The organism is Arthrobacter sp. SLBN-83, assembly GCF_006715285.1.
Lineage (GTDB): Bacteria > Actinomycetota > Actinomycetes > Actinomycetales > Micrococcaceae > Arthrobacter.
The window spans coordinates 3,472,857-3,496,917 of sequence record NZ_VFMX01000001.1 but is presented as its reverse complement, the minus strand read 5'-3'; the positions used below and the strand labels follow the sequence as shown (position 1 = coordinate 3,496,917).

Sequence of the window (24,061 nt, the reverse complement as noted above, 5' to 3'; positions counted from 1 at the left end):
TCACGCAAGGCAGCAACCGCGGGACATGGCAGCCGGGCCCAACGGCACTGTTTGGCGCGCTCCACGAATGGCAGGCTCCAGGCATGAAAGGGCATGGTGCGTCCCAGGCGCAGCCGGGGTGGGGCCTCCTCTATCTCACGGCGGGGGCGTCATCGATCCTGTTCGTCCTCCTGTTGATAGCTGCGCTGGTGCTCGACTTCCTGGCGCCCCCTCCGGTGCACGGCGGAGCCGCCACGCTGCAGTTCATTGCGGCCAACAAAACGAACTACGTGGCCGAGCAGGTCCTGTGGATCCTGCCGAACATCCTGCCGGTGCTTGTTTTCACAGCCCTCTTTGTGGCGCTTATGCCCTTCCGGAAGAGCCTGCCCCTGATCGCACTGATCTTTGGCGCCCTGCCCTGGGCGCTCCTGCTTGCTGTCCCGGTCAGCAGCCGGGGCTCCCTCAACCTCGTCTATCTCAGCGACCGTTACATTGCCGCCGGGACGGATGGTGAACGCAGCGGCTACGCCACCGCCGCTGAAGCCATCATCGCCGAAAACAACACACCCGCCATCGTCGGCGTCCTCTCTGCCCTCGGAATTCTCCTGATGGGACTGGCAATGCTCACGGCAGGGGCGCCCTTCCCGCAGTACCTGGCGTGGCTCGGCATTGGCACCGGCGCCTTGGGGGTGCTCAGCGAGGTCCTTCGCCATACAGTCCCAAATTTCTACTGGGGCTACGGCGTCCTGCTCTGGTTGTGGTTCATTGGCACCGGAATCGCGTTGATACGCCTGTCCCGCCCCGCCGGCTAGCATCCCCGGAGCCGCCAGTCAGGGACTTTGGTCCCTAAAAGACCGGTCCGGCCCTTTGAGAAGCTGGTTGCAGGCCGGATGATGCACCGTTGCTGGGTTGTGCGTCCCGGGTTGCTGGACCGGAAGTCGGGCCAGGCCGCCGCCTGCGTCAACGTCGACGCCGGCAGGACCCTGAGGAGAGAACAAGGCATATGGCAGGTACGTTCGAACTGTTCGTTGATGAGGACTCGCAGATCCGGTTCAGGCTTGTGATGCCCGATGGGCATGTTTTGGCAGTTTCCGGACAGTTCACCGACAAACAGGAGGCGGCTGCAGCAATAGCGGAGGTACGCGAGTGCGCAGGGACCGGACTGATCCGGGACGTTGCGCCCACGCCGCCGGGCATCGTGCTTGCCGCGGCCCCGCACCCCCGTTACACCGTGCGCCGCAGCGCTCGCAGGCTCGGTACCGTTGGGGCGGCATAAGGCCGAAGCGCGTGTAGGGCGGCAGGCGGACTGCCGTTCAGCCAGTTAGGCCCGTAGGGCTCATCGAGGACGATGGGCCCCACTCCTGTGTGGTCTTCTGCTGGCAAGGCGGCGACAAAGACCCCGGGAGAACTAGAAGCCGGACGAACTGCCGGAGCCGGAGAAGCTGCCGCCGCTGCTGCCGTAACCGGTGGTGCTGCCGCCGCCCCTGGCCGAATTGACGCCGCTGACCCCGGTATTGAATCCGGAGTTGAAGGTGGCGACAGAGAAAAACTGGTAGGACGGGTACACCGTCCCCAGGATGCTGGGCTCGTAGGTCCGCTGACGGCGGTGGTCCAGGCCCTCATGCGCCGTCTCCATCTGCTCGCGCATCAGCCGCGCCTCCCGCTCGTTCTTTGCAAAACCCTGGATGACCGTTTCCGCGTGGTTCTCCAAGAGTTCCGAAAGCCGGGTACGTGCTTCGTAAAGACGGTCCAGGGCCCTTTCCGGTGAAATCCGTCCGTCCGCCAGTTCTGCGGTCCACCGCTCGATCTCCCGCAGGCTTTCGTCACGGAAGGACCGCAGCGCGGCGGCCGTGGCGGAGTCCCCTTGTCCGTGCCGCTTGGTTAGGAGCTGCTCCAGTCCAGCCAGGTCCTTGCGGAAGGGGGCAAGTTGACGGTCCCATGCAGTGGGCCAGGTGTCGGCGCGGTTCAACAAGGCGTTGCTGTCAGCAATGACGTCGTCCAGCGCATCCAGTTCGGCGGCGCTGTCCGCGAACCCGCGGGCAAGCTTGAGGTTCTTCCGGCTGCTCAAGGACCGTTTGCCCAACGCGTGCACCTGGTTGGACAGTTCCGTGACGGTGGCATAGCGGCTCAGGAAGGTGCGGTGTTTCTCCAGGACCTGGCTCCCATAGCGGGACGATTCCGGGATGGTCCCGGCGTTCAGTTCCGTCACGTCCAGGTCCATGCTGACGTTGGAGTAGCTGCGGTCCCCGCGTTCGATCTGTTTCCGGCAGGCGCTCCTGGTCACGGCGCGGACGATTAACCATGCGGCAGCACCCAGTGCCGCAATGCCACCGGTGACCCATGCTGTGATCAGGAACGCGGCGGACCGGTACCACGGCTGGTTGATGAGTTCGGCGGCACGGCGAATGCCGGCCACCGTGCCGTCAGTCCACTGGGCATCGCGGAACAGGTCCTTTGACGCGTCCTGGATGTCGCTGCGCTGTTCCAGCGACACCTTCCGGTCCTCGCCCATGTAGGTGCCCACATGGCGGCCAACGGGGTCGAGCGCGAAAATGAACAGCCCGTCGGCCCATTTCTGACCGTCGGCGCTGATCCACTCGGGATGTTTGGACCGGGCGAATTTGAGGACCTGTTCATTAAGGTTGTCCTCGGTCCTTCCGTTGTAGGTGAAGACGGCGACGCGGGTGGGCTCATAGAACTGGATGCGCTCGACGGCGGGCAGCAGGGTGTTCTGGTCAAGCACCCCTGCGGTGTCCTCCACAACGACAGCAACGGGTGCCACCGCTGTGCCCGGCGCCGCAGTCCCCAAAAGGAGTGCAACCAGGACAAGCATCATCGCGGCAATCCGGCTGACCACGCTGCCCATATCCCTCCCCGTTACTTAGAATCAGGATGAAACCAAGGGGCAGGGCTGCCAAAGGGCCGAAGGTCCCCCGGGGGTGATGGCCGGTCCGGTCAGGAGGGCAGTCAGGTGATGCAGGAGCCAAAAGCCGTGGTTGCCGGCTATGACGGATCGGATGAGGCCGCGGCCGCCGTCCGCTGGGCAGCCCGGCATGCACGGGCGGTGAGGTGCCCGCTGAACGTTGTGCACTGTTCAATGTGGCCGCTGCTTACCAGGCACCTCGGCCCGGTTCCGGGCGTATCCGGCAGCGGCCTGGAGCAGTCCGCCCAGTCCATCCTGGAAGAGGGCGTTGAGCATGCGGCAGCGGAGGTTCCCGGGCTTCAGGTCAGGAGCACACTGCTCCACGGACTGCCTGCGCAGCTTCTGGCCCAGGTTTCCACAGGAGAAGGACTGCTGGTCGTCGGCAGCCGCGGCCTGGGCGGTTTCCTAGGCCTGCTTGTGGGGTCCGTGAGCCTGGAACTGGCGGCCACCGCTGCCTGCCCAGTCGCCGTGATTCGCCAGGACCTCCACCCGGACGGGCCGGTGGTCGCCGCCGTCGACGCCTCGGGTTCCCCCGCGGCACTGGAGGATGCCTGCGCCCTCGCAACGGCGTGGCAGGCAGCACTCACGGTGATCCATGTCCAGCATCAGCCCCCGGGCCACCGGCGGCCGGCTACGCAGGAAGCCGACGCTGAGGCCCAAAGAATCCTGTCGTCCGCCTTGGACCGTGCGCGCTCCGTGGCACCCGGTATTCCCGTTGACGGAAAGATCTTTACGGACAGCTCGGTCCCGCACGCCATCCTCCAGGCCTCTGCAGAAGCCCGGATAGCAGTGGTCGGCTCCCAGGGCCAGGGCATCCTCAGGGAAACCATGGGCTCCACCGCCCACGCAGTTCTGCACCACGCCCACGGTCCGGTGCTCATCTCCCGGCGGGGCAGTTGAAGCAGCGGAAGTCGACACAGTGGCAGCGGCTGTTAAGGAAGGAATGCGGGTGGAGTGTCGGCCCGCTGCCGTCGGAACCTGGCGCCTAAGCTGGTCCGGTGACCCCTGTTCCCTCCCCCGACCCCCTGGACGTCGTCGTCCATTCCGGACCGGCGGACTGGTGGGTCATCCTCGCGGGGCTGGGCCCCCTGGCCGTGCTCATCGCGGCCCTGCTCGCCTTCTACATCAACTGGCGCACCCTGAAGCAGCGCACCGCCGCCGACAAGACGGCGCTGGATCAAAAACGCGAGGCCGATGCCGACGCCCTACGGCAAAAGACCGAGGCGGACAGCCGGGCGGAATGGTGGCGCCGCACCCAGTGGGCCTTGGACCGGGCGTTGGACCCGGATGAAGGGACCAAGGCACTGGGGCTGGCGACCTTGGAGGTCCTGGCCAGAAGCGAGTTGGCCCGCACCGAGGAACTCGAATTGTTCGATATCGCTTGGAAGAGCGTCTCTGGCGACGAGAACGGCGACGATGCCCAGGTGGACGACGGGTCGGGGCAGGAGCTGGCCTTCGTGGACGACCGCGACAACTTAGGCGAGAATGGAATGACGGATGACGACAGTACCAAGGAGGTTGGACCGTGAGCGCAACATCGCCTGAACACCGTTTCGTCCACACTCCCCGGACCACGGCGGCCAAGCCCGCCAAGAAAACCGGTACGGCCGCCGAGCACCGTGTCCAGGTTGCCGCAGCGCGCCTGCGCGTCACGCTCGATCAACGCCTGGGCCGCGAAACGCCCGCCAAGACCAAGGCACTGGCCAAGGAACCGATCTAAGTCCCGCCCGGTGTTTGACGTTCGACGGCGCGTGGCCGGGTGCGGTGCGCAGTGGCTGCAGTAATTCTCGGATGCGACTCAAACGGGCTGGTGCGCTGGGACTACCAAATCGTCGTTGAGCGCGTGGCAGAGTCCGGCAGGGCAATCGCGCGGTGGTGCCTGGAGCATCGGCCGGATGTCAGCCCGGGCACCGAAGCCTGGCTCCTGCTGCACGGCAGTAACGAAGCGGGTAGTGGTTTGATCGGTCACGGCGTGGTCGCGTCGGAGCCCTACCAGCCGGCCGGAGCGGGCGATTGGTTCATTGCCGTCACCTTCGACGCACTGCTTCCACTGGGCGAACAGATACGTCCCGGCGTCGTCGCCGACGCCCTCCCCGGTGACCACTGGCCCGAGGCGGACGGACCCTCCATGGTGGCCCTGCCGCCGTCGTACGAGCCTGCCCTGCGCCGGCTGTGGCGTGAATGCGGCCCGACGACGGCGGCCCGCGCCGAGGTGGTGGGCGGCACCTTTCCGCCGGACGCCGTCAGCACCGTCCAGGTAAGCCGCTACGAACGGGACCCTGACGCCCGGCGGATCTGCGTGGCGTTCCATGGCACATCGTGCGCGGCCTGCGGGTTCTCTTTCGAGTCCGCCTACGGTGGCAGCGCACCAAAGGCCCTGGCCGTGCACCATGTGGTGCCGCCGGAAATGCTGGACAGTGGCTACCAGCTCGACCCCGTAGCCGACCTCATTCCGCTGTGCCCCAACTGCCATGCGGTGGCCCACAGCGTGAACCCGCCGCGCACGGTGTCCGAACTTCGGAACATGAACCCCGCCCCCAGCCAGGCGATGAGGGGCGAAGTGGTGACAACCTTGGCCCTGAGGGCCCAGGAGGATGCGCGGCGGATCATGGACGGCAGGCACGGGTAAGGCCCGGGTCGGCCGTTAAAATGGAGGAATGACGGTGGCTGCCCATTCCGGTGGCGCTTTCCCGCTGGCCCGCCGGGCCAGGACTGCGTTGCGCCGCGTCCCTGTGTGGACGTGGCGCCTGCTGATGCGTTCGGTCAGCTCGCGGGAGCGCGTCCGGTTCAACACCGATCCCGTCACCGAGGTGGCATATGTCCACGACCTCGACTACGTGGGCGACGGCCTGCGCGCCCACCGGCTGGATGTATTGCTGCCGCTGGCCCATCCGTCGGGTGAAGTAGCGGCCCCTGGCGGCGGGGGCCTGCCGGTCTATGTGTATTTCCACGGCGGCGGATGGACGTCCGGCGACAAGTCTGCGTTGACCAAGTACTGCGCCAACCAGGCCCTGGGCGGGATGGTGGTGGTCAACGTCAACTACCGGCACGCGCCGCGGTTCCACATGGGGCATGTGCTCGAGGACGCGAACGCCGCCCTTGCGTGGGTTGCCGCGAATATCGGGGAGTACGGCGGGGACCCTGCGCGCCTGGTCCTGGGCGGGGACTCCGCGGGCGGGCAGATTTCGGCCCTGCTCACCGCCATCAGCCTGCGGCCTGAACTGGCCGCGCACTATTCGTTGCTGCCAGCCGTTCCGGCAGGGCATGTGAAAGGGCTTGTCCAGCACTGCAGCGCCGTTGATTTTTCGGTGTTTTTTGAAAGCGGCTTTGTCCTGAGCCTGAACTTCGTCCGCATGCTGCTGCCGGCCACGGCTCCCCTGACCGCGGCACGGCTGCGCTCTGCAGCCGGCTACCTGTCCCCCATCGAGTGGCTGGACGGGAACCACCCGCCGGTCTTCGTCACCACATCCGAGCGCGACTTCTTCTACCGGTCCAACCTCAATTTCATCGAGCGGCTGCAGGACCATGGCGTTCCCGTGGACGCCCTTATCTACCCTTGGGCCAGCGCCAACACCGAACATACCTGGCAGCAGGATTACCGCTACCCGGAATCGCAGGAGGTGTACCGGCGGCTCCATGCGTTCGTGGGCAACGTGGCAGGTCCGCCCGCTGCCGCTGACTAGGCCCGCCCGGCTGGGCTATCTTGGGACCATGCCGGAGCCGGGCCAACGAGAGTTCGGGGTTGATCCCGAGGAGTTTGGCTCTGCCCGCGTGGATGCGGCCGCCTTGCAGGATGCGGAGCTGGGGGACGTCGACTGGTCCGTACCGCCGCCTGGCTCGGTACAGTTCACGCTTGACGTCCCCAGCGGCAAGCTCGCGGCCATGGCGCTTGGCGATCCGGATAATCCGTGCGTGGTCCTCGTGCCCGGCGCCACAGGCTCGAAGGAGGATTTCTCGCTCATGATGCCGGACCTGGCCGGCGCCGGATACTACGCACTGGCTTATGATCTGGCGGGCCAGTACCAATCAGCGGGCGCAGGGCCGGAGAACCTGGTGCCGCCCCGAAGGCATTACGACTACCGGTTGTTCGTGGACGACTTCGTGGCGGTCATGGAATCCAGGGCCACGCCCGTGCATGTTGTGGCTTATTCCTTCGCGGGCATCATCGCCCAGCTTGCCTACGTGGAGCGGCCGGACCTCTTCCGGTCCATTACCTTCCTGGGCTGCCCACCGGAGCCGGGCCACAGTTTCCGGGGCGTGAGCCGCATCGGCCGGTTCAGCACGTGGGTCAACGGCAGGGCCGGTGCCGCATTGCTGATTTGGGGGATCCGCAGCGGCAGGGTGGCCCATGTCCCTCCGGCAAGGCAACGGTTCGTCAATTACCGCTTCCGTTTCACCCGCCGCTCCTCGATCCGCGATATCTACACCTTGATGCAAAACGTTCCGGATCTACGGCAGGAACTGGCGGAGGCCGGGCTTCCCAAGTTCGTGGCCGTGGGCGAGCATGACCTGTGGCCGCTCCAGCTGCACCGGCTGTTCGCGCAGTCGATCCGTGCCCGGATCGGGGTCTACAGGGGTGGGCACAGCCCCTGCGAAACATCCCCGCATGAGTTCAGCCGCGATCTCCTGGCGCTTTACGCAAAGGAGGAGGAGTCCTAGCGCGGAGTTCCTGGCCTTACAGCGGCACCGTTTCGGCGCGCTTGCGAAGGTTGAGCAGCATCTTCCGCATCATCCAGATGTCGCCGAATTCCACGAGCGCCGAGAAGGCAAGGTTAGGCGGGAACCAGCGGTACCGGGCGCGGATACGGCTGATAAGCCGGGTGGTACCGTCGCTGCTGGGCTCAAGCTGCCACGTCCAGCTGGTGTCCCCCGGCGTGCCCCAGACCATGGACAGTGGCGGGTCGATTCTCTGGACCTGAATTCCGTGTTTGCCGTCGGGACTCATGGGGAGGATGTCGCCTACGGCGAGGTTCTGCAGCTCAGGGATGATTTGCCGCGCACTTGGCCGGCCCAGGTTGTCGAGAATGTCATAGCTGTACCAGCCGCCGCGGCCAAGCCCCACCTGGACCAGCCATGGCCATATCCCTTCCGGCGCTGCAGCGATGGTGATGGCCCTCGTGGCGTTGAAGGTCGGTTTGGGCACCAGTTCGTCGCCGGGCATCGCCCGGGCGACCTCTTCCGGCGTGGCGCCCCAGGTGAGCTGCCAGGGACGGAACCAGCGGACATAGGCTCCTACGGCGGCCGCAATGCCCAGCACGGGGAGTACGCGCATGGGGAGTCGCATCACCTCAGTTTGGGGTGCTGCCAGGCCCCGGGACAGTGCCGAATGTCCTGTGGCCCGGTCAGCGCCCGGCGAGCCCCTGCAGGATGGCTGCCGCATTCGCCAAGGCCAGGAAGACCACTGCCGGAGCGCTAAGCGCCCAGGCCGCGCGCCGCCGTCGTGCCTGGACAATGAGGTACCTGAGCGCGTCGAACTTTTGTTGCAGCACGCGCGGGTCGCATCGGTTTCCTGGAACTGTGCGTTCGGGCTAGGATCTCCACCACGCCTCGACGCACTGGCGTGCGTCAGCGGCAGAGGAGGAGGCTGGCGTGACCCGAGGATCAAAGATGAACGGACCCCACTGGCGTCGCGTGCTGGCGACGCTGGGCAACGCTGATGCCAGGACTGCCTATGCCCAGATAGTGCTGGGGGCAGCGCCTCATGATGTCCTGCCTGATGTGAAGGAGCAGCGGCGCCAACGGGCCATCGCCGGCCTGCTGGAATCCGGACTCGTCCAGCGGCACGCATCCGGTGAGCTTGTGGCTGGGGAAACGATATTCCGGGACCTGCTGGCCCAGCAGCCCCGCCGGCAGCCGCAGACCGGGCTGGACAGGTTCATGCGGCTCGGCCGGATAGAAAGATATCCCGCGAATCTAACCGAGCGTCGGGCGCTGTTGGCGAGAATCGCCACCGAGGTCATCGCACCGGCTGAAAAACTCACTGAGAGGCAGGTCAACGAGCGGCTGCTCAGCTATACAGACGACGTGGTGCTGCTGCGCCGCTACATGGTCGACTTCGGCGTGCTGCAGCGCACGCCTTCGGGTTCTTCGTACTCCTTAGCGGAGTAACCCCTCCCCTGCGCTGACGTGCTGCGCAGTAGTTTTGACGGCATGAGCGACTCGTCACCGGTGGGGCCGGTAAGCGATATCAAGGGGGCATTGGCCTTCGGCGCGGTGGCGCTGTTGTGCGTTGTGGCAGGTGGCCTCGTCGCCGCCGTAACTGGTCCGCTTCATCTTGAGCACGGGTCGTGGGCGGCGGCGTATCTCGTTCTCGTCGGAGGAGTGGCGCAGGGCGTCTTGGGCATAAGCCAATACTTCCTGGCGCCGCGACGCTTCAGCGGCTGGAGAGTTGTCGCGGAGCTGGTTGCGTGGAACGCTGCCACCGCGCTCGTTATTGGCGGCACGTTGGTTGCAAACCCTTGGGTGGTCGATGCCGGCGGCGTACTGCTGGTTGCTGCGCTGGCGTTGATGTTTGACACTGTTCGCGGCCCCGGTACAAAGCCCGGGTGGGCGCTGTGGGTTTACCGGGCCCTGGTGGCGGTGGTGGCCGTCAGCATCCCCGTCGGACTGGTGCTGGCCCCCCCCTGCGTGCTTCATAACCGCTCCGATTCGGACCGGGGCCGCGTGAGCAGTTTCTCCTGCCCCATATCGTCTAAAGAATCCGCTGAAACATGCGGTGGTCCTGCCACATCCCCGCTATCCGCAAATAGGCTCGCGCGGTGCCGTAGGACTCGAATCCGTTCTTTTCCAGCACCCGCTGCGATGCCGTGTTATGGACCAGGGTCGCGGCTTCAAGCCGATGCAGCGCGAGGTCATGTTTGGCGATGTTGACGGCGGCAGCCACTGCCGCCGTCATGATTCCGGAACCCTGCAAAGCCTGGTCCATCCAATAACCCAGGTGCGCGTTTTGGAAGGCACCCCGCACCATGGAGCTCAAGGTCAGCAGGCCGACCACGTCCTCTTTGCGCACCAATACCATTGGAAGGCCGGTGCCTGCAGAAAGTTCCCGCCGCTGCCTGGTGATCACCTCCTGTTGTCCTTGAACTGTGTAGAACTTGTCGGGACGAATCGGTTCCCACGGCGCAAGATGGGCGCGGTTCTTCTGGAACGCCTCTGTCAGCGCCCTGGCGTCCAGCTTCTGGACCGGCCGGAGGACCACGCCCTCAGGGAGTTCGAAAGAGAAGTTCATTTGTTCACACTACCCAGTAGAAGGATTCCCTTGGACCCGTCACCGTTGTCGGTACCCGCGTGCCCACATGACCTCGGCGACCCCGGCCAGGGCAAGGGGGAAGGTCACGACGACGGCCAGGTGGCGTAGCAGGTTGTAGGGGTTCGTCCAGGCAGCCCACCCCACCAGCATCCCTACAAGGCCGACGCAGACCGTCACCCATATAGGGTTGCCCCGCACATGTGACAACAGGGCCGCCGTCACGGACAACACGCACCCTGCATAGACGTAAGGGCGGCCAACATTCGCCTTCTCCACCAGCGCTGGTTCCGGAGCCCAAACAAAGAACAAAGTCCCGGACAGTCCAATGACGATCAAGGCCATCGAAGCCAGGACCAGCATCGCCCATGCGATGGTTCCGGCCCACCGGCCGAGGAAGTTCATGTCGCCTAGACTACTGACATGCCTACACTTGTTCACGAGTTTTCCTGGCCTGACAGGGTCGTTATCGGCACCGTCGGTGTTCCGGGGGCGCGCACCTTCTACCTGCAAGTACGCACGGGCAAGCAGATCGTGACTATCGCAATGGAGAAGCAGCAGGCGGCTCTGCTCGCGGAGAAGATTGACGATGTTCTCGACCAGCTCAACGCCCTTGAGGGCAACCCCTTCAGCGTTCCCACCAGTACTCCCATTGAACTCGTCGATAACGATCCGCTCGAGGCCGTTGAAGAGCAATTCCGAACCGGCGCCATGAGCCTGGGTTGGGACCCCACAACGGCGCAGGTGGTCATAGAGGCTTACCCCATCAGCGATGCGGATGACGACGACGAAGCCCTCGATCAGGACGACGCTGAAGTACCCGAAATGGTGTTGGTGAAAATGCCGGTGGGCACCGCCCGCGCATTTACCAAGCGCACACGGGAAGTAGTGGGCGCCGGGCGTCCCCTCTGCCCGCTGTGCGGGCACCCTATGGACGCTGACGGTCACATCTGCTCCCCTCCCGAAAGCTGATGGGGCGCGCCGCGGGTAGCCGGCGCAGGCCCTTGAACGCAGTCATCGCCTACGAGGGTGTCGATACGACGCGCTGCAGGTTCTGGAGAGTGGCAGGAGTGGCTGCAATTTCAATGACGCCACCGTCTGAGTTCAGGGTGATGACCTGAAAGTCCAATGGCACTTCCTGCTTGTTGTCGTGGCGGTTCGCCTTCCGCGGTAGGGACTTCATAGCCCTGAGTCCCGTAAAGGCCTTGCTGCGGCCGGTGGGTATCAGTTGGTCATGCACGGTTGGCTGGAAATCTATCCGTCCCGGGCTTGGGCTGGCAACGCCCACCTGCCATATGCTGCTGAGCGAGCCCGGGGATGAGTCGGGGAAACGCAGGAAGATGATAAATCTGCCGGGCTCATCAAGCTTGGCGGTGTCCGTCGGGAACCTCGTCAGGAAAAACACGCCGCCACCGATCATCAGAGCGTAGAAGACGGCATTGGCGACCGCGTCGTCGAGGTCGCCCCCGAGGATGAGACCGGCCGCCACGATGGCGGCAAAGGCAACGACGCCCACCAAAACTGCACGGAGCGCGGGATGCATTTCGCCCCACTTCCTCATGGGTTGCTCCTATGTCAAGCCGCTAAGGCGGCGCAAGTCGTGGTTTGTTTCTGGTGGTCGGTTCGAAGGTTGTTGAAGACGATCCGGGCGAGGCGTCGTTTGAGGCAGCGCAGGGCTTCGGGTTTACTGTCTCCGCCGTCGAGGCGTTTCTCGTAGTACACCTTTCTGGCCGAGCTCGCGGCCGACCTCATCGACCGCAACAAACGTGTGCGTGCGCTTGTGAACATCCGCGCCAACGACAACCATGGTGGTTGCCTCCTTCCATTCTGAGGACGGCTGGGCCGGTCGGCGGACAAACCTCAGTGGGGGCGATGCCACGCTCCTATCAAGTCACGCCGGCCGGTCCATCACACCCGGACGCCGGCATAACCCATGCACGCCAACCCGAAGACGGCAGCCAGCCTAAGAGCCAGACACCCAGGTGATCAGGATCCAACCACCGCAACAGCGGCAAGACCACCCTCACACTGACGCCATCCTAGGGCCGGACCCTGCGCTCCGCTACGGCTGGGTCCCATGAGAGCAGGATGAGACGCTCGTGGCCGGGAAACGGGTACTACAGTGTATGCATGGCTGCCAGCCGGAAACCGCTCGACGAACTGCGCGAAACCATCGGCCACCTGGCCGATCAGCTCAAGCTGCCCGGTTCGGAGCGCGTCGATGACCTGGTCGGCGATCTCATCGGTCCAAGGTCCGGGCCGGCCCGGCCACTTTCCGAGCTTCAAGCCGAACTCGACGCACTGGTTGGGCTGGAGACCGTCAAGGAACAGGTGCGGGCCCTCGTCGCACTGCTCCAGGTCCAGGCGCGCCGCAAGGCACACGGCCTGCCCGAGGTGGCCACATCACAGCACCTGGTCTTCCTTGGGAATCCGGGCACGGGCAAGACCACCGTGGCACGGCTCCTGGCCGAAATGTACCGCGCAGTCGGCTTGCTGCAGAAGGGCCATCTGGTCGAGGTCGACCGTTCCGGCCTGGTGGGGCAGTACGTCGGCCAGACCGCCATCAAGACGGACCGGGTGATTCGGCGTGCGCTGGACGGCGTCCTGTTCATCGATGAGGCCTACGCGCTGGCCCCTGAGGACGGCCGGATGGACTTCGGCCCCGAAGCGATCGAGGTCCTGTTGAAACGGATGGAGGACCACCGCCACCGCCTGGTGGTGATCGTGGCCGGGTACCCGCGGCTAATGGAGTCCTTCCTGCTCTCGAACCCTGGGCTGCGCTCCCGGTTCGCCCGCGAGATCACTTTTCCCGACTACTCCGTCGACGCACTCCAGACGATTTTCCACCAGATGCTGGCCCAACACGAGTACAGGCTGGAGCCTGATGCGGACCAGATGCTGCGCCGAATCCTCGCCGGGCTGCACGCGGGCGAGGACTCCGGCAACGCACGCTTCGCCCGCACGCTGTTCGAGCAGGCGCTCAACCGCCAGGCATTGCGGCTGTCGCTCGACGAGGAACAAGGTCTTGACACGCTCGATCGTGACGCTGTCATGACGCTCACCGAGGACGACATCGTCAAGGCCGCACTGGCCCTGGGAGAAGAGCCGGAGCCGGAACCGACGCCGGAACCGGAACAGCCGCGCTGGTGGCGCTGGCTGCTCTGACCGATTTTGCGGCCGTCCTGGACGGTGTCCTAGTAGTCGATGGCCTTCCGGTCCATGGACTTCAGCGCCGCAAGCCTTGCCTCCACTTCGGTCTGCTCGCCGAGGTCTTCCAGGGAGGCGAACTGGGCATCCAGTGATGAGGCCGCGAGTTCCTGCTGGCCGCGGGCCGTGGCTTCCTGGCGGCGGACCTTGTCCTCGTAACGGCCGATCGCCGATGTAGGATCCCCGCTGTCCAGGGCCTTGAGGGCCTCGTTCACCTGGGACTGGGTGGCTGCCACCCGGGCACGGTTGACCAGCTCGTTGCGCTTCGCGGTCAGCTCCCTGAGCTTTCCGCGCATCATCTCCAGACCGTTCTTCAGCTGGTCCACCACCTGATTCTGCGCGGCCAGGTTTGGCTCCTGGGCCTTGGCGGTGGATTCGGCAGTGAGCTGCCGGCCGATGGCAACCTTGGCGAGGGCGTCGAACTTGTCCGCGTCAACACTGTTCCCGGCGGCGCGTAACTCATCGGCCTTCCGGGAGGCGGCGATTGCCTTGTTACCCCAGGTGTTGGCATCGTCCATTGCCCTGTTGTAGTCGTCCTCGGCCATGCGGAGGTTGCCGATGGTCTGGGCGACGGCGGCCTCGGCTTCGCGGATATTCTCCGAGTAGTCGCGAACCATCTGGTCCAACATCTTCTGCGGGTCTTCGGCGGAGTCCAGGAGGGCGTTCAGGTTGGCCTTGGCGAGCTGGGCGACCCGGGAGAAAATACTCTGCTTCACTGCGGTCTTTCTATTGTTGGTGGAATTGGCATCCTATCCGAAGGAAAGCAACCTGGGACCCAGCGGTAGTGACCCGGCCACTCTTGAGCAAACCTTGTGCCCATCATGGGCTGCCGTTTAGGAACGGCTCCTATCTTTGAGGGCAAGATCCTGCCGCTGGGGCAGGATCTAGACATGGGGACAGGGCCGGCGGCAGAAGCATCCCGAGACCGGATGCGGCCCCCCAAACCGCCGCCGGCCCTTAACCCGGCTCCCGGACGCCCGCTGATCCGGGCGCGGCTGCTACTACCCGTCCTGGTTGTTTGCCCCGCGTCGATGGTTCCGCTCGGCGTGGCGTGGGCGTCAACGGGGTGCGACGAATCCACTTCGATCGTCCATGCTGTGGTGCTCGTCCTGCGGAAAGAGTCCGGCAAGGATCCGGTCCGATTCGGCCTGTGCCGCGACGTCGAAGGCTCCGCCCGTGATCAGCAACTCGTCAGCTCCGGAGGCCACGAGCACGTGTTGGACCTGGGTCCGCACCTCGGAGGCCGTGCCGTAGAGCGAGCTTGCCAGGCTCCTTTCGACCGCTTCCTTTTCCCGTACAGTCAGGGCGGCCCACTCGGCCGGGCCTACGGGCGCCAGGGCGGCGAATTCGCCGGTGGTCCTGGAGCGGGCCAGCGCGACGGCCTCGGGCAGAAGCAGTTCCCTGGCTGCCTGGCTCGTGGCGGCCACCGCTGCGTTGGCGGAAACCATGACAAAGGGCCGTTGGAACCACCGTGATGGACGGAACTGTGAGCGATACCTTTCCAGCGCCGGGAGTCTGCCGTTCTGATCCGTCCGAAACACGGCTGGCCCGCCCAGCACCACCGCCAGGCCGGCACGGGCTGCGATATCGATTCCCGACCCGGTGGCCAGCACGAATACCGGTGTCGCCGAGTCGTTCCGCGGCCGGGCAGTGATGGACGCGGTTCCGGACAGGTAGGCAAGCAGTTCGAACACCTGGTCTTCAAACCGCTCCGCGTCCTGTTTCCCGGCGTGCAGCGCATCCCGGACTGCAGGCGTGAAACCCACAGACCGGCCGACGCCCAAATCGATCCGTCCGGGGTGAAGGGCCTCCAGCGTGGCCGCCTGTTCGGCCACCACGAGTGGCTGGTGGTTGGGAAGCATTATGCCTCCTGAACCGACCCGGATGGAGTGCGTCCGGGCAGCAACGGCGGCCATCAGCACGGCCGGAACGGAACCGGCGATGCCTGGTACCGCATGGTGCTCTGCGACCCAGAAACGGTGGTAACCCAACTCCTCGGCCCACTGAGCACGTTCCAGCACCCGGTTCAGGGCGTCGGCAGCAGGAAACCCGTCGCGAGCATTGGCACGGTCGAGAATGGAAATCCGGGGAGGGGGAAGGGCCATACTGCTGGAACCACGCCGGGCGAGGAAGAATTCCGGTCCGGAACGCAGGTACGGAGTCCGGGTCCGACGCAGTTCAGCCTGAGGTGTGCAAAATGACCCCGCATGCCTCAGCATGCGGGGTCATTCGGGCCCACCATTGAAGAAGGAAGAAGACTAGAAGTCCCAGTCCTCGTCTTCCGTGTTCACGGCCTTGCCGATCACGTAAGAGGAACCCGAGCCCGAGAAGAAGTCGTGGTTCTCATCCGCGTTCGGGGACAGGGCCGAGAGGATGGCCGGGTTCACGTCGGTGACGGACGCCGGGAACATCGCCTCGTAGCCCAGGTTCATCAGGGCCTTGTTGGCGTTGTAGTGCAGGAACTTCTTGACGTCCTCAGCCAGGCCCACGCCGTCGTACAGATCGTGGGTGTACTGGACCTCGTTCTCGTACAGCTCGAACAGCAGCTCGAACGTGTAGTCCTTGATTTCCTGGCGGCGCTCCGGGGAAACGGACTCCAGGCCACGCTGGAACTTGTAGCCGATGTAGTAGCCGTGAACGGCCTCGTCGCGGATGATCAGGCGGATCAGGTCTGCCGTGTTGGTGAGCTTGGCGCGTGAGGACCAGTACATGGGCAGGTAGAAGCCCGAGTAGAACAGGAAGCTCTCCAGCAGCGTGGAGGCCACCTTGCGCTTCAGCGGATCGTCGCCCTGGTAGTAGTCCATGACGATCTGGGCCTTCTTCTGAAGGTTCTCGTTCTCGGTGGACCAACGGAACGCCTCGTCGATCTCCTTGGTGGAGGCCAGCGTGGAGAAGATGGACGAGTAGCTCTTGGCGTGCACCGACTCCATGAAGGCGATGTTCGTGTAGACGGCCTCCTCGTGGGGGGTCAGCGCATCCGGAATCAGCGAGACGGCGCCCACGGTGCCCTGGATGGTGTCCAGCAGGGTCAGGCCGGTGAACACGCGCATGGTGAGCTGCTGCTCAACCGGGGTCAGCGTGTTCCACGACTGGACGTCGTTGGACAGCGGCACCTTCTCCGGCAGCCAGAAGTTGTTCACCAGGCGGTTCCAGACGTCAACGTCCTTATCGTCCTGGATGCGGTTCCAGTTGATGGCCTCGACGTGGCTAAGCAGCTTGACCTTCTCGGTCATGTCATCCCCTAAGCGTTGGGTGGGTTTCACTAAGTTAAAGCGTACGACGGCGGGCGGCCGCCCGCCGTCGTACTGGCACCTTTAGTTGACGGTGCAACTAGAGCATGCAGCTGACGCAGCCCTCAACCTCAGTCCCTTCCAGCGCGAGCTGGCGGAGACGGATGTAGTAGATGGTCTTGATGCCCTTCTTCCAGGCATAGATCTGGGCCTTGTTGATGTCTCGCGTGGTGGCCGTGTCCTTGAAGAACAGCGTCAGCGACAGCCCCTGGTCAACGTGCTGGGTGGCGGCAGCGTAGGTGTCGATGACCTTCTCGTAACCGATCTCGTACGCGTCCTGGTAGTACTCCAGGTTGTCGTTGGTCAGGTACGGCGCCGGGTAGTAGACACGGCCCAGCTTGCCTTCCTTGCGGATTTCGATCTTGGACGCCACCGGGTGGATGGAGGAGGTGGAGTTGTTGATGTAGGAGATCGAGCCGGTGGGCGGAACAGCCTGCAGGTTCTGGTTGTAGATGCCGTGCTCCATGACGGAAGCCTTCAGCGCCAGCCAGTCAGCCTGGGTGGGGATGTGGACGTCCTTGAAGAGCTCGCGGACCTTCTCGGTCTGCGGCACCCACTCCTGCTCCGTGTACTTGTCGAAGTATTCACCAGACGCGTACTTGGACTTCTCGAAGCCGCCGAACGTCTGGCCGGTTTCGATGGCCAGCAGGTTGGAGGCGCGGACCGCGTGGTACACCACGGTGTAGAAGTAGATGTTGGTGAAGTCCAGGCCTTCTTCGGAGCCGTAGTGGACCCGCTCGCGTGCCAGGTAGCCGTGCAGGTTCATCTGGCCCAGGCCGATGGCGTGGCTTTGGTCGTTGCCCTTGGCAATGGACGGCACCGAGGTGATGTTGGACATGTCCGACACTGCCGAGAGGGACCGGATGGCGGTCTCGATAGTCAGTCCGAAGTCCGGGGAATCCATGGTCTTGGCGATGTTCAGCGAACCCAGGTTGCAGGAGATGTCCTTGCCGGTGTCGGCGTAGGACAGGTCATCGTTGTACGTGGTTGGCTGGGAAACCTGGAGGATCTCCGAGCACAGGTTGGACATGATGATCTTGCCGTCGATCGGGTTGGCCCGGTTCACGGTGTCCTCGAACATGATGTACGGGTAACCGGACTCGAACTGGATCTCGGCGAGGGTCTGGAAGAACTCGCGGGCCTTGATCTTGGTCTTCTTGATCCGGGAGTCGTCCACCATCTCGTAGTACTTCTCGGTGACCGAGACGTCGGAGAACGGCATGCCGTAGACGCGTTCCACGTCGTAGGGCGAGAACAGGTACATGTCCTCGTCCTTCTTGGCCAGCTCGAACGTGATGTCCGGGATGACGACGCCGAGGGAGAGGGTCTTGATGCGGATCTTTTCGTCCGCGTTCTCGCGCTTGGTGTCCAGGAACCGGTAGATGTCCGGGTGGTGTGCGTGCAGGTAAACGGCACCTGCACCCTGGCGGGCGCCGAGCTGGTTTGCGTAGGAGAAGCTGTCTTCGAGGAGCTTCATCACGGGGATGACGCCGGAGGACTGGTTCTCGATCTGCTTGATCGGGGCGCCGACTTCGCGGATGTTGGTCAGCGCGAAGGCCACGCCGCCGCCGCGCTTGGACAGCTGCAGGGCGGAGTTGATGGAGCGTCCGATCGATTCCATGTTGTCTTCGATGCGGAGCAGGAAGCAGGAGACCAGTTCGCCGCGCTGCTTCTTGCCGGCGTTCAGGAACGTGGGGGTGGCCGGCTGGAAGCGGCCTTCGATGATCTCGTCCACCATCTGGGTGGCAAGCTGCTCGTTGCCGCGGGCAAGGTGCAGGGCAACCATGCACACGCGGTCCTCATAGCGCTCCAGGAAGCGCTTGCCGTCGAACGTCTTCAGGGTGTACGAGGTGTAGAACTTGAAGGCACCCAGGAATGTTTCGAAGCGGAACTTCTTCTTGTAGGCGCGGTTGAACAGCTCACGGATGAAGTTCATCGTGTACTGGTCAAGCGTCTCGCGCTCGTAGTACTGGTTCTTCACCAGGTAGTCGAGCTTCTCTTCCAGGTCATGGAAGAACACCGTGTTGTTGTTCACGTGCTGCAGGAAGTACTGGTGCGCAGCCTCGCGGTCCGCGCCGAACTGGATTTCGCCATTGGGACCATAAAGGTTCAGCATGGCGTTCAGCTCGTGATAGCCCAGCCCCTTGTAGGCGGCAGGCATCTCAGGTTTCTGGGCCCTGGTTACTTCTGTGTCTGCGACAGTCGTGTCCAAAACTTGTCCAATCCTTGGTTGACCCGGGTGACGTCTTCCGGCGTTCCCATAAGTTCGAATCGATAAAGGTGGGGTACCTGGCACTTGGCGGCGATGATGTCCGCGGCCATGCAGTAGTTATCCCCGAAGTTTGTGTTGCCGGCGCCAATAACACCGCGGAGCAGTTTCCTGTTCTGCGGGTTGTTCAGGAACCGGATGACCTGCTTGGGAACGGACCCCTCTCCCCCGGTGCCGCCATAGGTGGGCACCACCAGCACGAACGGCCGGGTGGCGAGAAGGGGTGCGTCCTTTGCATATAGTGGGATCCGGGCCACCTCACGGCCAAGCTTCGCAACGAAGCGGCTGGTGTTCTCGGATGTGGAGGAAAAGTAGATGAGCTGGCTCTCCGTGAGGGCCTGCCCAAGATCGTTCCGATCTGTGGCCGGCGGGGACACCTCCACACGCTGAGCCGTGTGGTCACGCTGTGCTGTTGGTGCCATGGGAGTCACCTCAGCTGGTAGTTGGTTGCCGGCAGGAAAAGCTGTGGCTCCTAGGCCACGGAAGAAACGGCAGAGAGTGCCAGTTCTTCGATCTTGTCCGGGCGGAAGCCGGACCAGTGGTCCTGGTCGGTGACCACAACGGGAGCCTGCATGTAGCCCAGTGCCTTCAGGCGCTCGAGTGCCTCGGCGTCCTGGGAGATGTCAACGCTCTGGTAGGTGATGCCCTTTTTGTCGAGCGCGCGGTAAGTGGCGTTGCACTGAACACAAGCAGGCTTCGTGTAAACCGTTACGGTCATTTGTCCCTGTCCCCTTAGTTGAACTCTTGCTGGGGCGGTGTCCCCGTCCAGCTGTATGTAGATACTACATGTAGTGCAGACGCCTCTTTGGAACCCCAAGATGATGTATTACAAGTATGTCATTTAATGCACCTTTAATCCACAGGCCGGACCGAAAAAAATGCCCGGGATCCCGGGTTTTTTGCGGGGTTGGTCCACACCCTGTGGACGGACTTGCACACTTTTGCACAGTGCGCGTGTCGCAATTCCCCGGCGTGTCGCCCTGCCAGTCCCACCACAGGAAAAGGGCCCTCCATCACTACATGTAGTGATGGAGGACCCTTTGATCCAGCACGCGGCAGTGGAAGATTTCCTCCCGTTCCTACCTGCCGCCGGGATTGAGCCTGGCGATTGCTGTGGACAATACGGTGGCGAACCCGCACCAGGCGGCATACGGAGCGAGCGAAACGCCGGCCGTGCGGTTCAGCCGGTAGGTCCTCCGCACCAGGTCAGCGCTGCTGGCCGCCAGCACCCCTGCTTCGGCAGCTCCCAGCCACGGCCGCCGGGAGCGCCAGAAAAACCAGCTCCACGACGCGTTAAGGACCAGGTTGGCGGCCAGTGCACCCTGGTAGGAACGCAGCTCCCGGCGGTGGTCCTTACGGACCGGGCCGGGACTGTCGGCAGCTTTGTCCCGTTCAGCAGCCCGGTCCAGCGCGACTGCGGACGTCAACGCCAAATCGGCGTACAGGGCAGTCCACACCACAGGAAACGCAATAGCCGGTGGCTGCCAGTCGGGCTTACGCAGCTTGAGGTACCAGCTGCTCTGGGGGTCGGTAGCCACCCCGCCTGCCGCGGCGGTGGCGACCGTTGCCGCCGTCGTCCATGCCAGTGTCTTGAGTTTCATCCCTGTTCCTCCCCTTCCCTTAACAGGCAAACCTAGAGCTGCGCCTCCCGGCGGTCCAGCACTATCTGCTGCACGTCCAGGTACCCCGACTGGAAACCGGCGCGCGAGTAGCAGAGGTAGAACAACCACATCCGTTGGAAGACGGCATCGAAGCCCAACTCCCCCACTTCCCGGGACCGCGAAAGGAACCGCTCCTCCCACAGCCGCAACGTGGCGGCGTAGTGGTCACCCATCCCCATGCGCTCCCGGACGCGCAGGGTGGTGTGCTGCTGGGTCACGCCCTCGATGGCCCGGACCGACGGCAGGAAACCGCCGGGGAAGATGTACTTGTGCACCCACGTGTACGCGTTGCGGGTGGCCAGCATCCGCCCATGCGGCATGGTGATGGCCTGGATGGCAACCTTTCCGCCGGGGGCCAGGACACGGTCGATCGTCTGGAAGTAGATGGGCCAGTATTCATAACCCACGGCCTCAATCATTTCCACGGACACCACGGCGTCGTACTCGCCTTCCACCGCCCGGTAGTCCTGCAGGGCCACGGTCACCCGGTCCGCGAACCCGGCCTCCGCGATTCGTGACTCGGCCAGCGCCTTCTGCTCGCTGGAAAGCGTGACGGAGTAAACGGTGGCGCCTCGGGCAGCGGCGCGCAGGGCAAGCTCACCCCACCCGGTGCCGATTTCCAGCAGCCGGGTCCCCTGGCCCACGCCGGCCTTGTCCAGCAACCGGTCAATCTTGGCCTGCTGGGCTTCCGCGAGGAGGTCCCAGCCCACAGAGGACAGCGGGCCGGCCTTGTCCGGGAACAGTGCCGACGAGTAGCTCATGGTGGCGTCCAGGAAGTTGGAGAACAGCTCGTTGGACAGGTCGTAGTGCCTTGAGATGTTGCTCCGCGTGTTCTGTTCGGCATTGCGTTCCTGGCGGGGCGTGCGGGGCAGGTACAGCGAGCGCAGCTTCTGCAGCGGCATGGGAATCAGTACGTCCACGGAGGCGGCGAATACTTCAAGCACCGCGGCCAGGTCGGAGGCTTCCCAGTCACCGGCCATGAAGGACTCCCCCAGTCCGATCAGGCCGTTGTCGCCGATCCGGTTCTCGAAGGCCTCCGGCCGCACCATGGTCATCACAGGGGCATCCTGTCCGCCCGTTCCCAGCACCGTTCCGTCCGGATATTCCACCCGCAGCGGCAGCCGCTTGACTGCCCCCTTGAAGAGCAGGCCGGCAGCTTTGCCGGCGACGTCAGCCTTGAGGCCCGACGGCGGTGTGGCAACACCGGGCCAGCGGTCCGGATCGATGGTGGCGGGCGACGCCGGCACACCGGTTGCGCCCCAGGCTGCGGAATGATGCCCGGCGGTGGTGCCGTTGTCGTCAGTCATTGTCATTGAACTGCCTCCTGTGAGGGGTGATGTGGTCTGGCAACGACGGGCAGGCGTCTTGCCCAGAGTTTAATGCCCTGAATCCGGATCAGGGCGGATACCAGCAACGGCGCGGCAGGCACCGCCAGGGCGGCCGCCAGGATGTTCCGGACCGTGGCCGGCCTCCGCCGTCCGTCCATGGTGGCCACGAAGGGCCGCTGCCCCTCCCGGTCCAGGATGATGGATACCGCCAGCCGGTCCCCTGGGGCCGGAAGCTTCATCCGGTACTGCCCGTCGACGTCGTTGAAGGGTGAAACGTAGAACGCTTTCGGCACGGACGCCCGCCCGCTGGTGTCGGTGCGCAGCAGGTAGCAGTGGCGTTCCCCGTAGGTGTTGTGGACCTCGGCCACCACGCACTGCAGGTCTCCGCCGGAGCGGTAGCACCAGAACAGGGTGAGTGGATTGAAGACGTACCCAAACACCCTGGCGCTGGCCAGCATGTGGATGGGGCCGCCGTCGGGCTCCAACCCCTGGGTCCGCAGGTACCGCTCCACGTTGGCCCGGATGCTGCTGTCCGGGTCGCCCAGGTGGTCCCCTGCGCGGAACACTGCCAGCGGGCGGAGCAGGAACGGCAGCCGCGGAATGGCGTCCACGTCCACGAACCAGCTGTAGCTCCGGTATGTGAACGCGTTCTTCAGGGGACTGCGCCGTACGTGGGAAATGGAGGTGCGGTAAATCGAGGCGTCCATGGTCATGCAGGTTCCGGGGCCAGTTCCCGCTCCCCTTCACCGGCGGCGTCGCCCGAGTCGGCGAGCGCCACCGGCCACGTACGGCCCAGCTTCTGCGCGGCCCGCACGCCGGAGAGGGCGCCGTCCTCGTGGAAGCCCCAGCCGAGGTAGGCCCCGGCGTACGCGATCCGGCTGTTGCTCAGGGCGGCGATGGCCTGCTGGGCCTTGAGCGACTCAGGGGTGTACTGCGGGTGCTCGTACACAATCCGCTCCAGCACGGCGTCGTCAGCGATCAGCTCTGATTCGCCCAGGCTCACCAGGTAGGGCCGGCCGTCCGCCGGCGTGAGCCGCTGCAGCCGGGTCAGGTCATAGCTCACCAGGACCTTGTCCGGCCGGGCGTCGCAACCCGGAAGCCGGTAGTTCCAGGACGCCTTGGCGTTGTCCGCCGCGGGCAGGACGGCGGGGTCCTGGTGGAACACGGTGTGGTTCACCGAGTAGGGCATCCCGCCCAGCGCTTCCTTCTCTTCAGGAGTGGCGTCGGCCAGGAACCCCAGTGCCTGCGCAGGATGGGTGGCGATGATGACGGCGTCAAAGTCTTCCAACCCGCTGTCCGTTGCGAGCTCCACCCCGTCAGGCAGCCGCCGGATGGCCATGACGGGCGTGTTCAGCCTGACGTCGCTGAGTGTTGCGGCGAGTTTCTCCACATACCGGGCCGAGCCGCCGGTGACCGTGCGCCACTGCGGCGAGCCCTTGATGCCCAACATCCCGTGATGGCCAAGGAATGTGAAAAGGTACCGCGCGGGATAGGCAAGGGCGGTGGTGGGATCGCAGGACCAGACGGCGCTGACCACCGGGGTCATGAAGTGCGAGATGAAGTAGGGGCTGAACTTCTCCCGCTCCAGGAAGGCGCCGAGCGTCAGTTCCGGGATGTCCACTTCGTCGCTGACGGCCGACGGCGGCGCGGTCCTGAGTAGTTCCCTCGCCTTCCGGTAAAAGCGGGTGACCTCCAGCAGCATCAGCAGGTAGCGGCCACGCAGCAGGCTGGAAGGCTTGGCTATGATCCCCCGGGCACCATCCCGGGCGCCGGCATACTCCAGTCCGCAGCCGTCGCAGCGGATGGACATGCTCATCTCCGAGTCCTGCGTTTCCACGCCTAGTTCGGCGAACAGCCGCAGCAGGGTGGGATAGGTGCGCTCGTTATGGACAATGAACCCTGTGTCCACCCCGATGACGCCTCCGTCCGGCTGCGGCATGTCGTGGGTGTGGGCGTGGCCGCCCAGCCGTGAGTCTGCTTCGAACAGGGTGACGTCGTCCTGCCTGTTCAGGACATAGGCGGCCGTCAGTCCTGCCACGCCGCTGCCGATCACGGCGATGCGCCGCCTGCCTGCACTTCCTGCTGGGTTAAGTGACAACTTATGCTCCTCTGCTGAACATTTGTCGCTGGGCCGGGTATACAGACGGCAATTCGGCGC

The 24,061-nt window shown here is 64.5% G+C and carries 27 protein-coding genes; 11 read left to right on the top strand and 16 right to left on the bottom strand.

The window, feature by feature from the left end; translation table 11 throughout:
- The first annotated feature begins 83 nt into the window (after window positions 1-83).
- Both FBY30_RS16400 and FBY30_RS16395 read left to right on the top strand, forming a co-directional pair.
- Window positions 84-791 carry a DUF4386 family protein gene (locus tag FBY30_RS16400; RefSeq protein WP_160141488.1) on the top strand — a complete coding sequence of 236 codons (708 nt, stop codon included), beginning with the start codon at window positions 84-86 and terminating at the stop codon, window positions 789-791.
- 191 nt (window positions 792-982) lie between these two features.
- On the top strand, window positions 983-1,255 hold the full coding sequence (locus FBY30_RS16395) for a YegP family protein (RefSeq protein WP_142133674.1): 273 nt from the start codon (window positions 983-985) through the stop codon (window positions 1,253-1,255).
- A gap of 132 nt (window positions 1,256-1,387) precedes the next feature.
- Here the strand turns inward: FBY30_RS16395 and FBY30_RS16390 are convergent, their stop codons facing one another.
- Window positions 1,388-2,845, bottom strand: coding sequence for a DUF5129 domain-containing protein (locus tag FBY30_RS16390; protein ID WP_142133673.1), 1,458 nt, complete (start codon window positions 2,843-2,845; stop codon window positions 1,388-1,390).
- A gap of 108 nt (window positions 2,846-2,953) precedes the next feature.
- Here FBY30_RS16390 and FBY30_RS16385 point away from each other — a divergent pair, with 108 nt between their 5' ends.
- The 6 genes from FBY30_RS16385 to FBY30_RS16360 all read left to right on the top strand — a co-directional run bounded on the left by FBY30_RS16385 (window position 2,954) and on the right by FBY30_RS16360 (window position 7,561).
- Window positions 2,954-3,802, top strand: coding sequence for a universal stress protein (locus tag FBY30_RS16385; protein ID WP_142133672.1), 849 nt, complete (start codon window positions 2,954-2,956; stop codon window positions 3,800-3,802).
- 98 nt (window positions 3,803-3,900) lie between these two features.
- Window positions 3,901-4,431, top strand: a complete 531-nt coding sequence (locus tag FBY30_RS16380; protein WP_142133671.1) for a hypothetical protein — start codon at window positions 3,901-3,903, stop codon at window positions 4,429-4,431.
- Window positions 4,428-4,622: a hypothetical protein gene (locus tag FBY30_RS16375; RefSeq protein WP_142133670.1), complete on the top strand. Its 195-nt coding sequence runs from the start codon at window positions 4,428-4,430 to the stop codon at window positions 4,620-4,622. The genes FBY30_RS16380 and FBY30_RS16375 overlap by 4 nt, the downstream gene beginning before the upstream one ends.
- A gap of 51 nt (window positions 4,623-4,673) precedes the next feature.
- Window positions 4,674-5,531: an HNH endonuclease gene (locus FBY30_RS16370; RefSeq protein ID WP_142133669.1), complete on the top strand. Its 858-nt coding sequence runs from the start codon at window positions 4,674-4,676 to the stop codon at window positions 5,529-5,531.
- Between the two features lie 28 nt (window positions 5,532-5,559).
- Window positions 5,560-6,585, top strand: a complete 1,026-nt coding sequence (locus FBY30_RS16365) for an alpha/beta hydrolase (RefSeq protein WP_235009464.1) — start codon at window positions 5,560-5,562, stop codon at window positions 6,583-6,585.
- A 28-nt stretch (window positions 6,586-6,613) separates the two neighbouring features.
- Window positions 6,614-7,561 carry an alpha/beta fold hydrolase gene (locus FBY30_RS16360; RefSeq protein WP_142133668.1) on the top strand — a complete coding sequence of 316 codons (948 nt, stop codon included), beginning with the start codon at window positions 6,614-6,616 and terminating at the stop codon, window positions 7,559-7,561.
- Between the two features lie 16 nt (window positions 7,562-7,577).
- Here the strand turns inward: FBY30_RS16360 and FBY30_RS16355 are convergent, their stop codons facing one another.
- The gene (locus tag FBY30_RS16355) at window positions 7,578-8,186 is read right to left on the bottom strand and encodes a hypothetical protein (protein WP_235009463.1); all 609 of its coding nucleotides are present in this window, start codon (window positions 8,184-8,186) and stop codon (window positions 7,578-7,580) included.
- Window positions 8,187-8,244: 58 nt separating this feature from the next.
- Complete coding sequence (locus FBY30_RS20725) at window positions 8,245-8,391, bottom strand: hypothetical protein (protein WP_160141487.1); 147 nt, start codon at window positions 8,389-8,391, stop codon at window positions 8,245-8,247.
- Between the two features lie 100 nt (window positions 8,392-8,491).
- Here FBY30_RS20725 and FBY30_RS16350 point away from each other — a divergent pair, with 100 nt between their 5' ends.
- Complete coding sequence (locus tag FBY30_RS16350; RefSeq protein ID WP_142133667.1) at window positions 8,492-9,010, top strand: DUF2087 domain-containing protein; 519 nt, start codon at window positions 8,492-8,494, stop codon at window positions 9,008-9,010.
- Between the two features lie 583 nt (window positions 9,011-9,593).
- On the opposite strand, the gene FBY30_RS16340 is transcribed toward FBY30_RS16350, so the two are convergent.
- Both FBY30_RS16340 and FBY30_RS16335 read right to left on the bottom strand, forming a co-directional pair.
- A complete protein-coding gene (locus FBY30_RS16340) occupies window positions 9,594-10,130 on the bottom strand; it encodes a GNAT family N-acetyltransferase (RefSeq protein ID WP_142133666.1) in 537 nt (178 codons plus the stop codon).
- A gap of 39 nt (window positions 10,131-10,169) precedes the next feature.
- Window positions 10,170-10,553 carry a hypothetical protein gene (locus FBY30_RS16335; RefSeq protein ID WP_235009462.1) on the bottom strand — a complete coding sequence of 128 codons (384 nt, stop codon included), beginning with the start codon at window positions 10,551-10,553 and terminating at the stop codon, window positions 10,170-10,172.
- Between the two features lie 18 nt (window positions 10,554-10,571).
- Here FBY30_RS16335 and FBY30_RS16330 point away from each other — a divergent pair, with 18 nt between their 5' ends.
- Window positions 10,572-11,120: a DUF3090 domain-containing protein gene (locus FBY30_RS16330; RefSeq protein WP_142133665.1), complete on the top strand. Its 549-nt coding sequence runs from the start codon at window positions 10,572-10,574 to the stop codon at window positions 11,118-11,120.
- 49 nt (window positions 11,121-11,169) lie between these two features.
- Here FBY30_RS16330 and FBY30_RS16325 read toward each other — a convergent pair whose 3' ends face one another.
- On the bottom strand, window positions 11,170-11,709 hold the full coding sequence (locus tag FBY30_RS16325; protein ID WP_142133664.1) for a hypothetical protein: 540 nt from the start codon (window positions 11,707-11,709) through the stop codon (window positions 11,170-11,172).
- 569 nt (window positions 11,710-12,278) lie between these two features.
- On the opposite strand from FBY30_RS16325, the gene FBY30_RS16315 reads away from it, so the two are divergent.
- Window positions 12,279-13,313, top strand: coding sequence for an AAA family ATPase (locus FBY30_RS16315; protein WP_142133663.1), 1,035 nt, complete (start codon window positions 12,279-12,281; stop codon window positions 13,311-13,313).
- Window positions 13,314-13,342: 29 nt separating this feature from the next.
- Here the strand turns inward: FBY30_RS16315 and FBY30_RS16310 are convergent, their stop codons facing one another.
- The 10 genes from FBY30_RS16310 to FBY30_RS16265 all read right to left on the bottom strand — a co-directional run bounded on the left by FBY30_RS16310 (window position 13,343) and on the right by FBY30_RS16265 (window position 24,001).
- The gene (locus FBY30_RS16310) at window positions 13,343-14,071 is read right to left on the bottom strand and encodes a PspA/IM30 family protein (RefSeq protein WP_142133662.1); all 729 of its coding nucleotides are present in this window, start codon (window positions 14,069-14,071) and stop codon (window positions 13,343-13,345) included.
- A gap of 342 nt (window positions 14,072-14,413) precedes the next feature.
- On the bottom strand, window positions 14,414-15,460 hold the full coding sequence (locus FBY30_RS16305; protein WP_142133661.1) for an MsnO8 family LLM class oxidoreductase: 1,047 nt from the start codon (window positions 15,458-15,460) through the stop codon (window positions 14,414-14,416).
- A 153-nt stretch (window positions 15,461-15,613) separates the two neighbouring features.
- The gene (nrdF, locus tag FBY30_RS16300) at window positions 15,614-16,588 is read right to left on the bottom strand and encodes a class 1b ribonucleoside-diphosphate reductase subunit beta (protein WP_142133660.1); all 975 of its coding nucleotides are present in this window, start codon (window positions 16,586-16,588) and stop codon (window positions 15,614-15,616) included.
- Between the two features lie 97 nt (window positions 16,589-16,685).
- On the bottom strand, window positions 16,686-18,806 hold the full coding sequence (gene nrdE, locus FBY30_RS16295; RefSeq protein ID WP_142133659.1) for a class 1b ribonucleoside-diphosphate reductase subunit alpha: 2,121 nt from the start codon (window positions 18,804-18,806) through the stop codon (window positions 16,686-16,688).
- Window positions 18,807-18,826: 20 nt separating this feature from the next.
- Window positions 18,827-19,297, bottom strand: coding sequence for a class Ib ribonucleoside-diphosphate reductase assembly flavoprotein NrdI (nrdI, locus tag FBY30_RS16290; protein ID WP_142135345.1), 471 nt, complete (start codon window positions 19,295-19,297; stop codon window positions 18,827-18,829).
- 89 nt (window positions 19,298-19,386) lie between these two features.
- The gene (gene nrdH / locus FBY30_RS16285) at window positions 19,387-19,632 is read right to left on the bottom strand and encodes a glutaredoxin-like protein NrdH (protein ID WP_013601222.1); all 246 of its coding nucleotides are present in this window, start codon (window positions 19,630-19,632) and stop codon (window positions 19,387-19,389) included.
- Between the two features lie 361 nt (window positions 19,633-19,993).
- Entirely contained in the window at window positions 19,994-20,515 is a 522-nt protein-coding gene (locus tag FBY30_RS16280) for a TspO/MBR family protein (protein ID WP_142133658.1), read from the bottom strand.
- Window positions 20,516-20,547: 32 nt separating this feature from the next.
- Window positions 20,548-21,888 (bottom strand): class I SAM-dependent methyltransferase, encoded by a 1,341-nt coding sequence (locus FBY30_RS16275; RefSeq protein ID WP_200830709.1) that lies wholly within the window; start codon window positions 21,886-21,888, stop codon window positions 20,548-20,550.
- Window positions 21,885-22,616 carry a DUF1365 domain-containing protein gene (locus FBY30_RS16270; protein ID WP_142133657.1) on the bottom strand — a complete coding sequence of 244 codons (732 nt, stop codon included), beginning with the start codon at window positions 22,614-22,616 and terminating at the stop codon, window positions 21,885-21,887. The genes FBY30_RS16275 and FBY30_RS16270 overlap by 4 nt, the downstream gene beginning before the upstream one ends.
- Window positions 22,613-24,001: an NAD(P)/FAD-dependent oxidoreductase gene (locus FBY30_RS16265; protein WP_142133656.1), complete on the bottom strand. Its 1,389-nt coding sequence runs from the start codon at window positions 23,999-24,001 to the stop codon at window positions 22,613-22,615. The genes FBY30_RS16270 and FBY30_RS16265 overlap by 4 nt, the downstream gene beginning before the upstream one ends.
- Window positions 24,002-24,061 lie beyond the last annotated feature (60 nt).

What these genes read in the sequence shown, in the direction of transcription:
- FBY30_RS16400 (WP_160141488.1), top strand. Translation starts at nt 84, where the DNA reads ATGAAAGGGCATGGTGCGTCCCAGGCGCAGCCGGGGTGGGGCCTCCTC.
- FBY30_RS16395 (WP_142133674.1), top strand. Translation starts at nt 983, where the DNA reads ATGGCAGGTACGTTCGAACTGTTCGTTGATGAGGACTCGCAGATCCGG.
- FBY30_RS16390 (WP_142133673.1), bottom strand. Translation starts at nt 2,845, where the DNA reads ATGGGCAGCGTGGTCAGCCGGATTGCCGCGATGATGCTTGTCCTGGTT.
- FBY30_RS16385 (WP_142133672.1), top strand. Translation starts at nt 2,954, where the DNA reads ATGCAGGAGCCAAAAGCCGTGGTTGCCGGCTATGACGGATCGGATGAG.
- FBY30_RS16365 (WP_235009464.1), top strand. Translation starts at nt 5,560, where the DNA reads ATGACGGTGGCTGCCCATTCCGGTGGCGCTTTCCCGCTGGCCCGCCGG.
- FBY30_RS16360 (WP_142133668.1), top strand. Translation starts at nt 6,614, where the DNA reads ATGCCGGAGCCGGGCCAACGAGAGTTCGGGGTTGATCCCGAGGAGTTT.
- FBY30_RS16355 (WP_235009463.1), bottom strand. Translation starts at nt 8,186, where the DNA reads ATGCGACTCCCCATGCGCGTACTCCCCGTGCTGGGCATTGCGGCCGCC.
- FBY30_RS16340 (WP_142133666.1), bottom strand. Translation starts at nt 10,130, where the DNA reads ATGAACTTCTCTTTCGAACTCCCTGAGGGCGTGGTCCTCCGGCCGGTC.
- FBY30_RS16335 (WP_235009462.1), bottom strand. Translation starts at nt 10,553, where the DNA reads ATGAACTTCCTCGGCCGGTGGGCCGGAACCATCGCATGGGCGATGCTG.
- FBY30_RS16330 (WP_142133665.1), top strand. Translation starts at nt 10,572, where the DNA reads ATGCCTACACTTGTTCACGAGTTTTCCTGGCCTGACAGGGTCGTTATC.
- FBY30_RS16325 (WP_142133664.1), bottom strand. Translation starts at nt 11,709, where the DNA reads ATGAGGAAGTGGGGCGAAATGCATCCCGCGCTCCGTGCAGTTTTGGTG.
- FBY30_RS16315 (WP_142133663.1), top strand. Translation starts at nt 12,279, where the DNA reads ATGGCTGCCAGCCGGAAACCGCTCGACGAACTGCGCGAAACCATCGGC.
- FBY30_RS16305 (WP_142133661.1), bottom strand. Translation starts at nt 15,460, where the DNA reads ATGGCCCTTCCCCCTCCCCGGATTTCCATTCTCGACCGTGCCAATGCT.
- nrdF (WP_142133660.1), bottom strand. Translation starts at nt 16,588, where the DNA reads ATGACCGAGAAGGTCAAGCTGCTTAGCCACGTCGAGGCCATCAACTGG.
- nrdE (WP_142133659.1), bottom strand. Translation starts at nt 18,806, where the DNA reads ATGCCTGCCGCCTACAAGGGGCTGGGCTATCACGAGCTGAACGCCATG.
- nrdH (WP_013601222.1), bottom strand. Translation starts at nt 19,632, where the DNA reads ATGACCGTAACGGTTTACACGAAGCCTGCTTGTGTTCAGTGCAACGCC.
- FBY30_RS16280 (WP_142133658.1), bottom strand. Translation starts at nt 20,515, where the DNA reads ATGAAACTCAAGACACTGGCATGGACGACGGCGGCAACGGTCGCCACC.
- FBY30_RS16275 (WP_200830709.1), bottom strand. Translation starts at nt 21,888, where the DNA reads ATGACAATGACTGACGACAACGGCACCACCGCCGGGCATCATTCCGCA.
- FBY30_RS16270 (WP_142133657.1), bottom strand. Translation starts at nt 22,616, where the DNA reads ATGACCATGGACGCCTCGATTTACCGCACCTCCATTTCCCACGTACGG.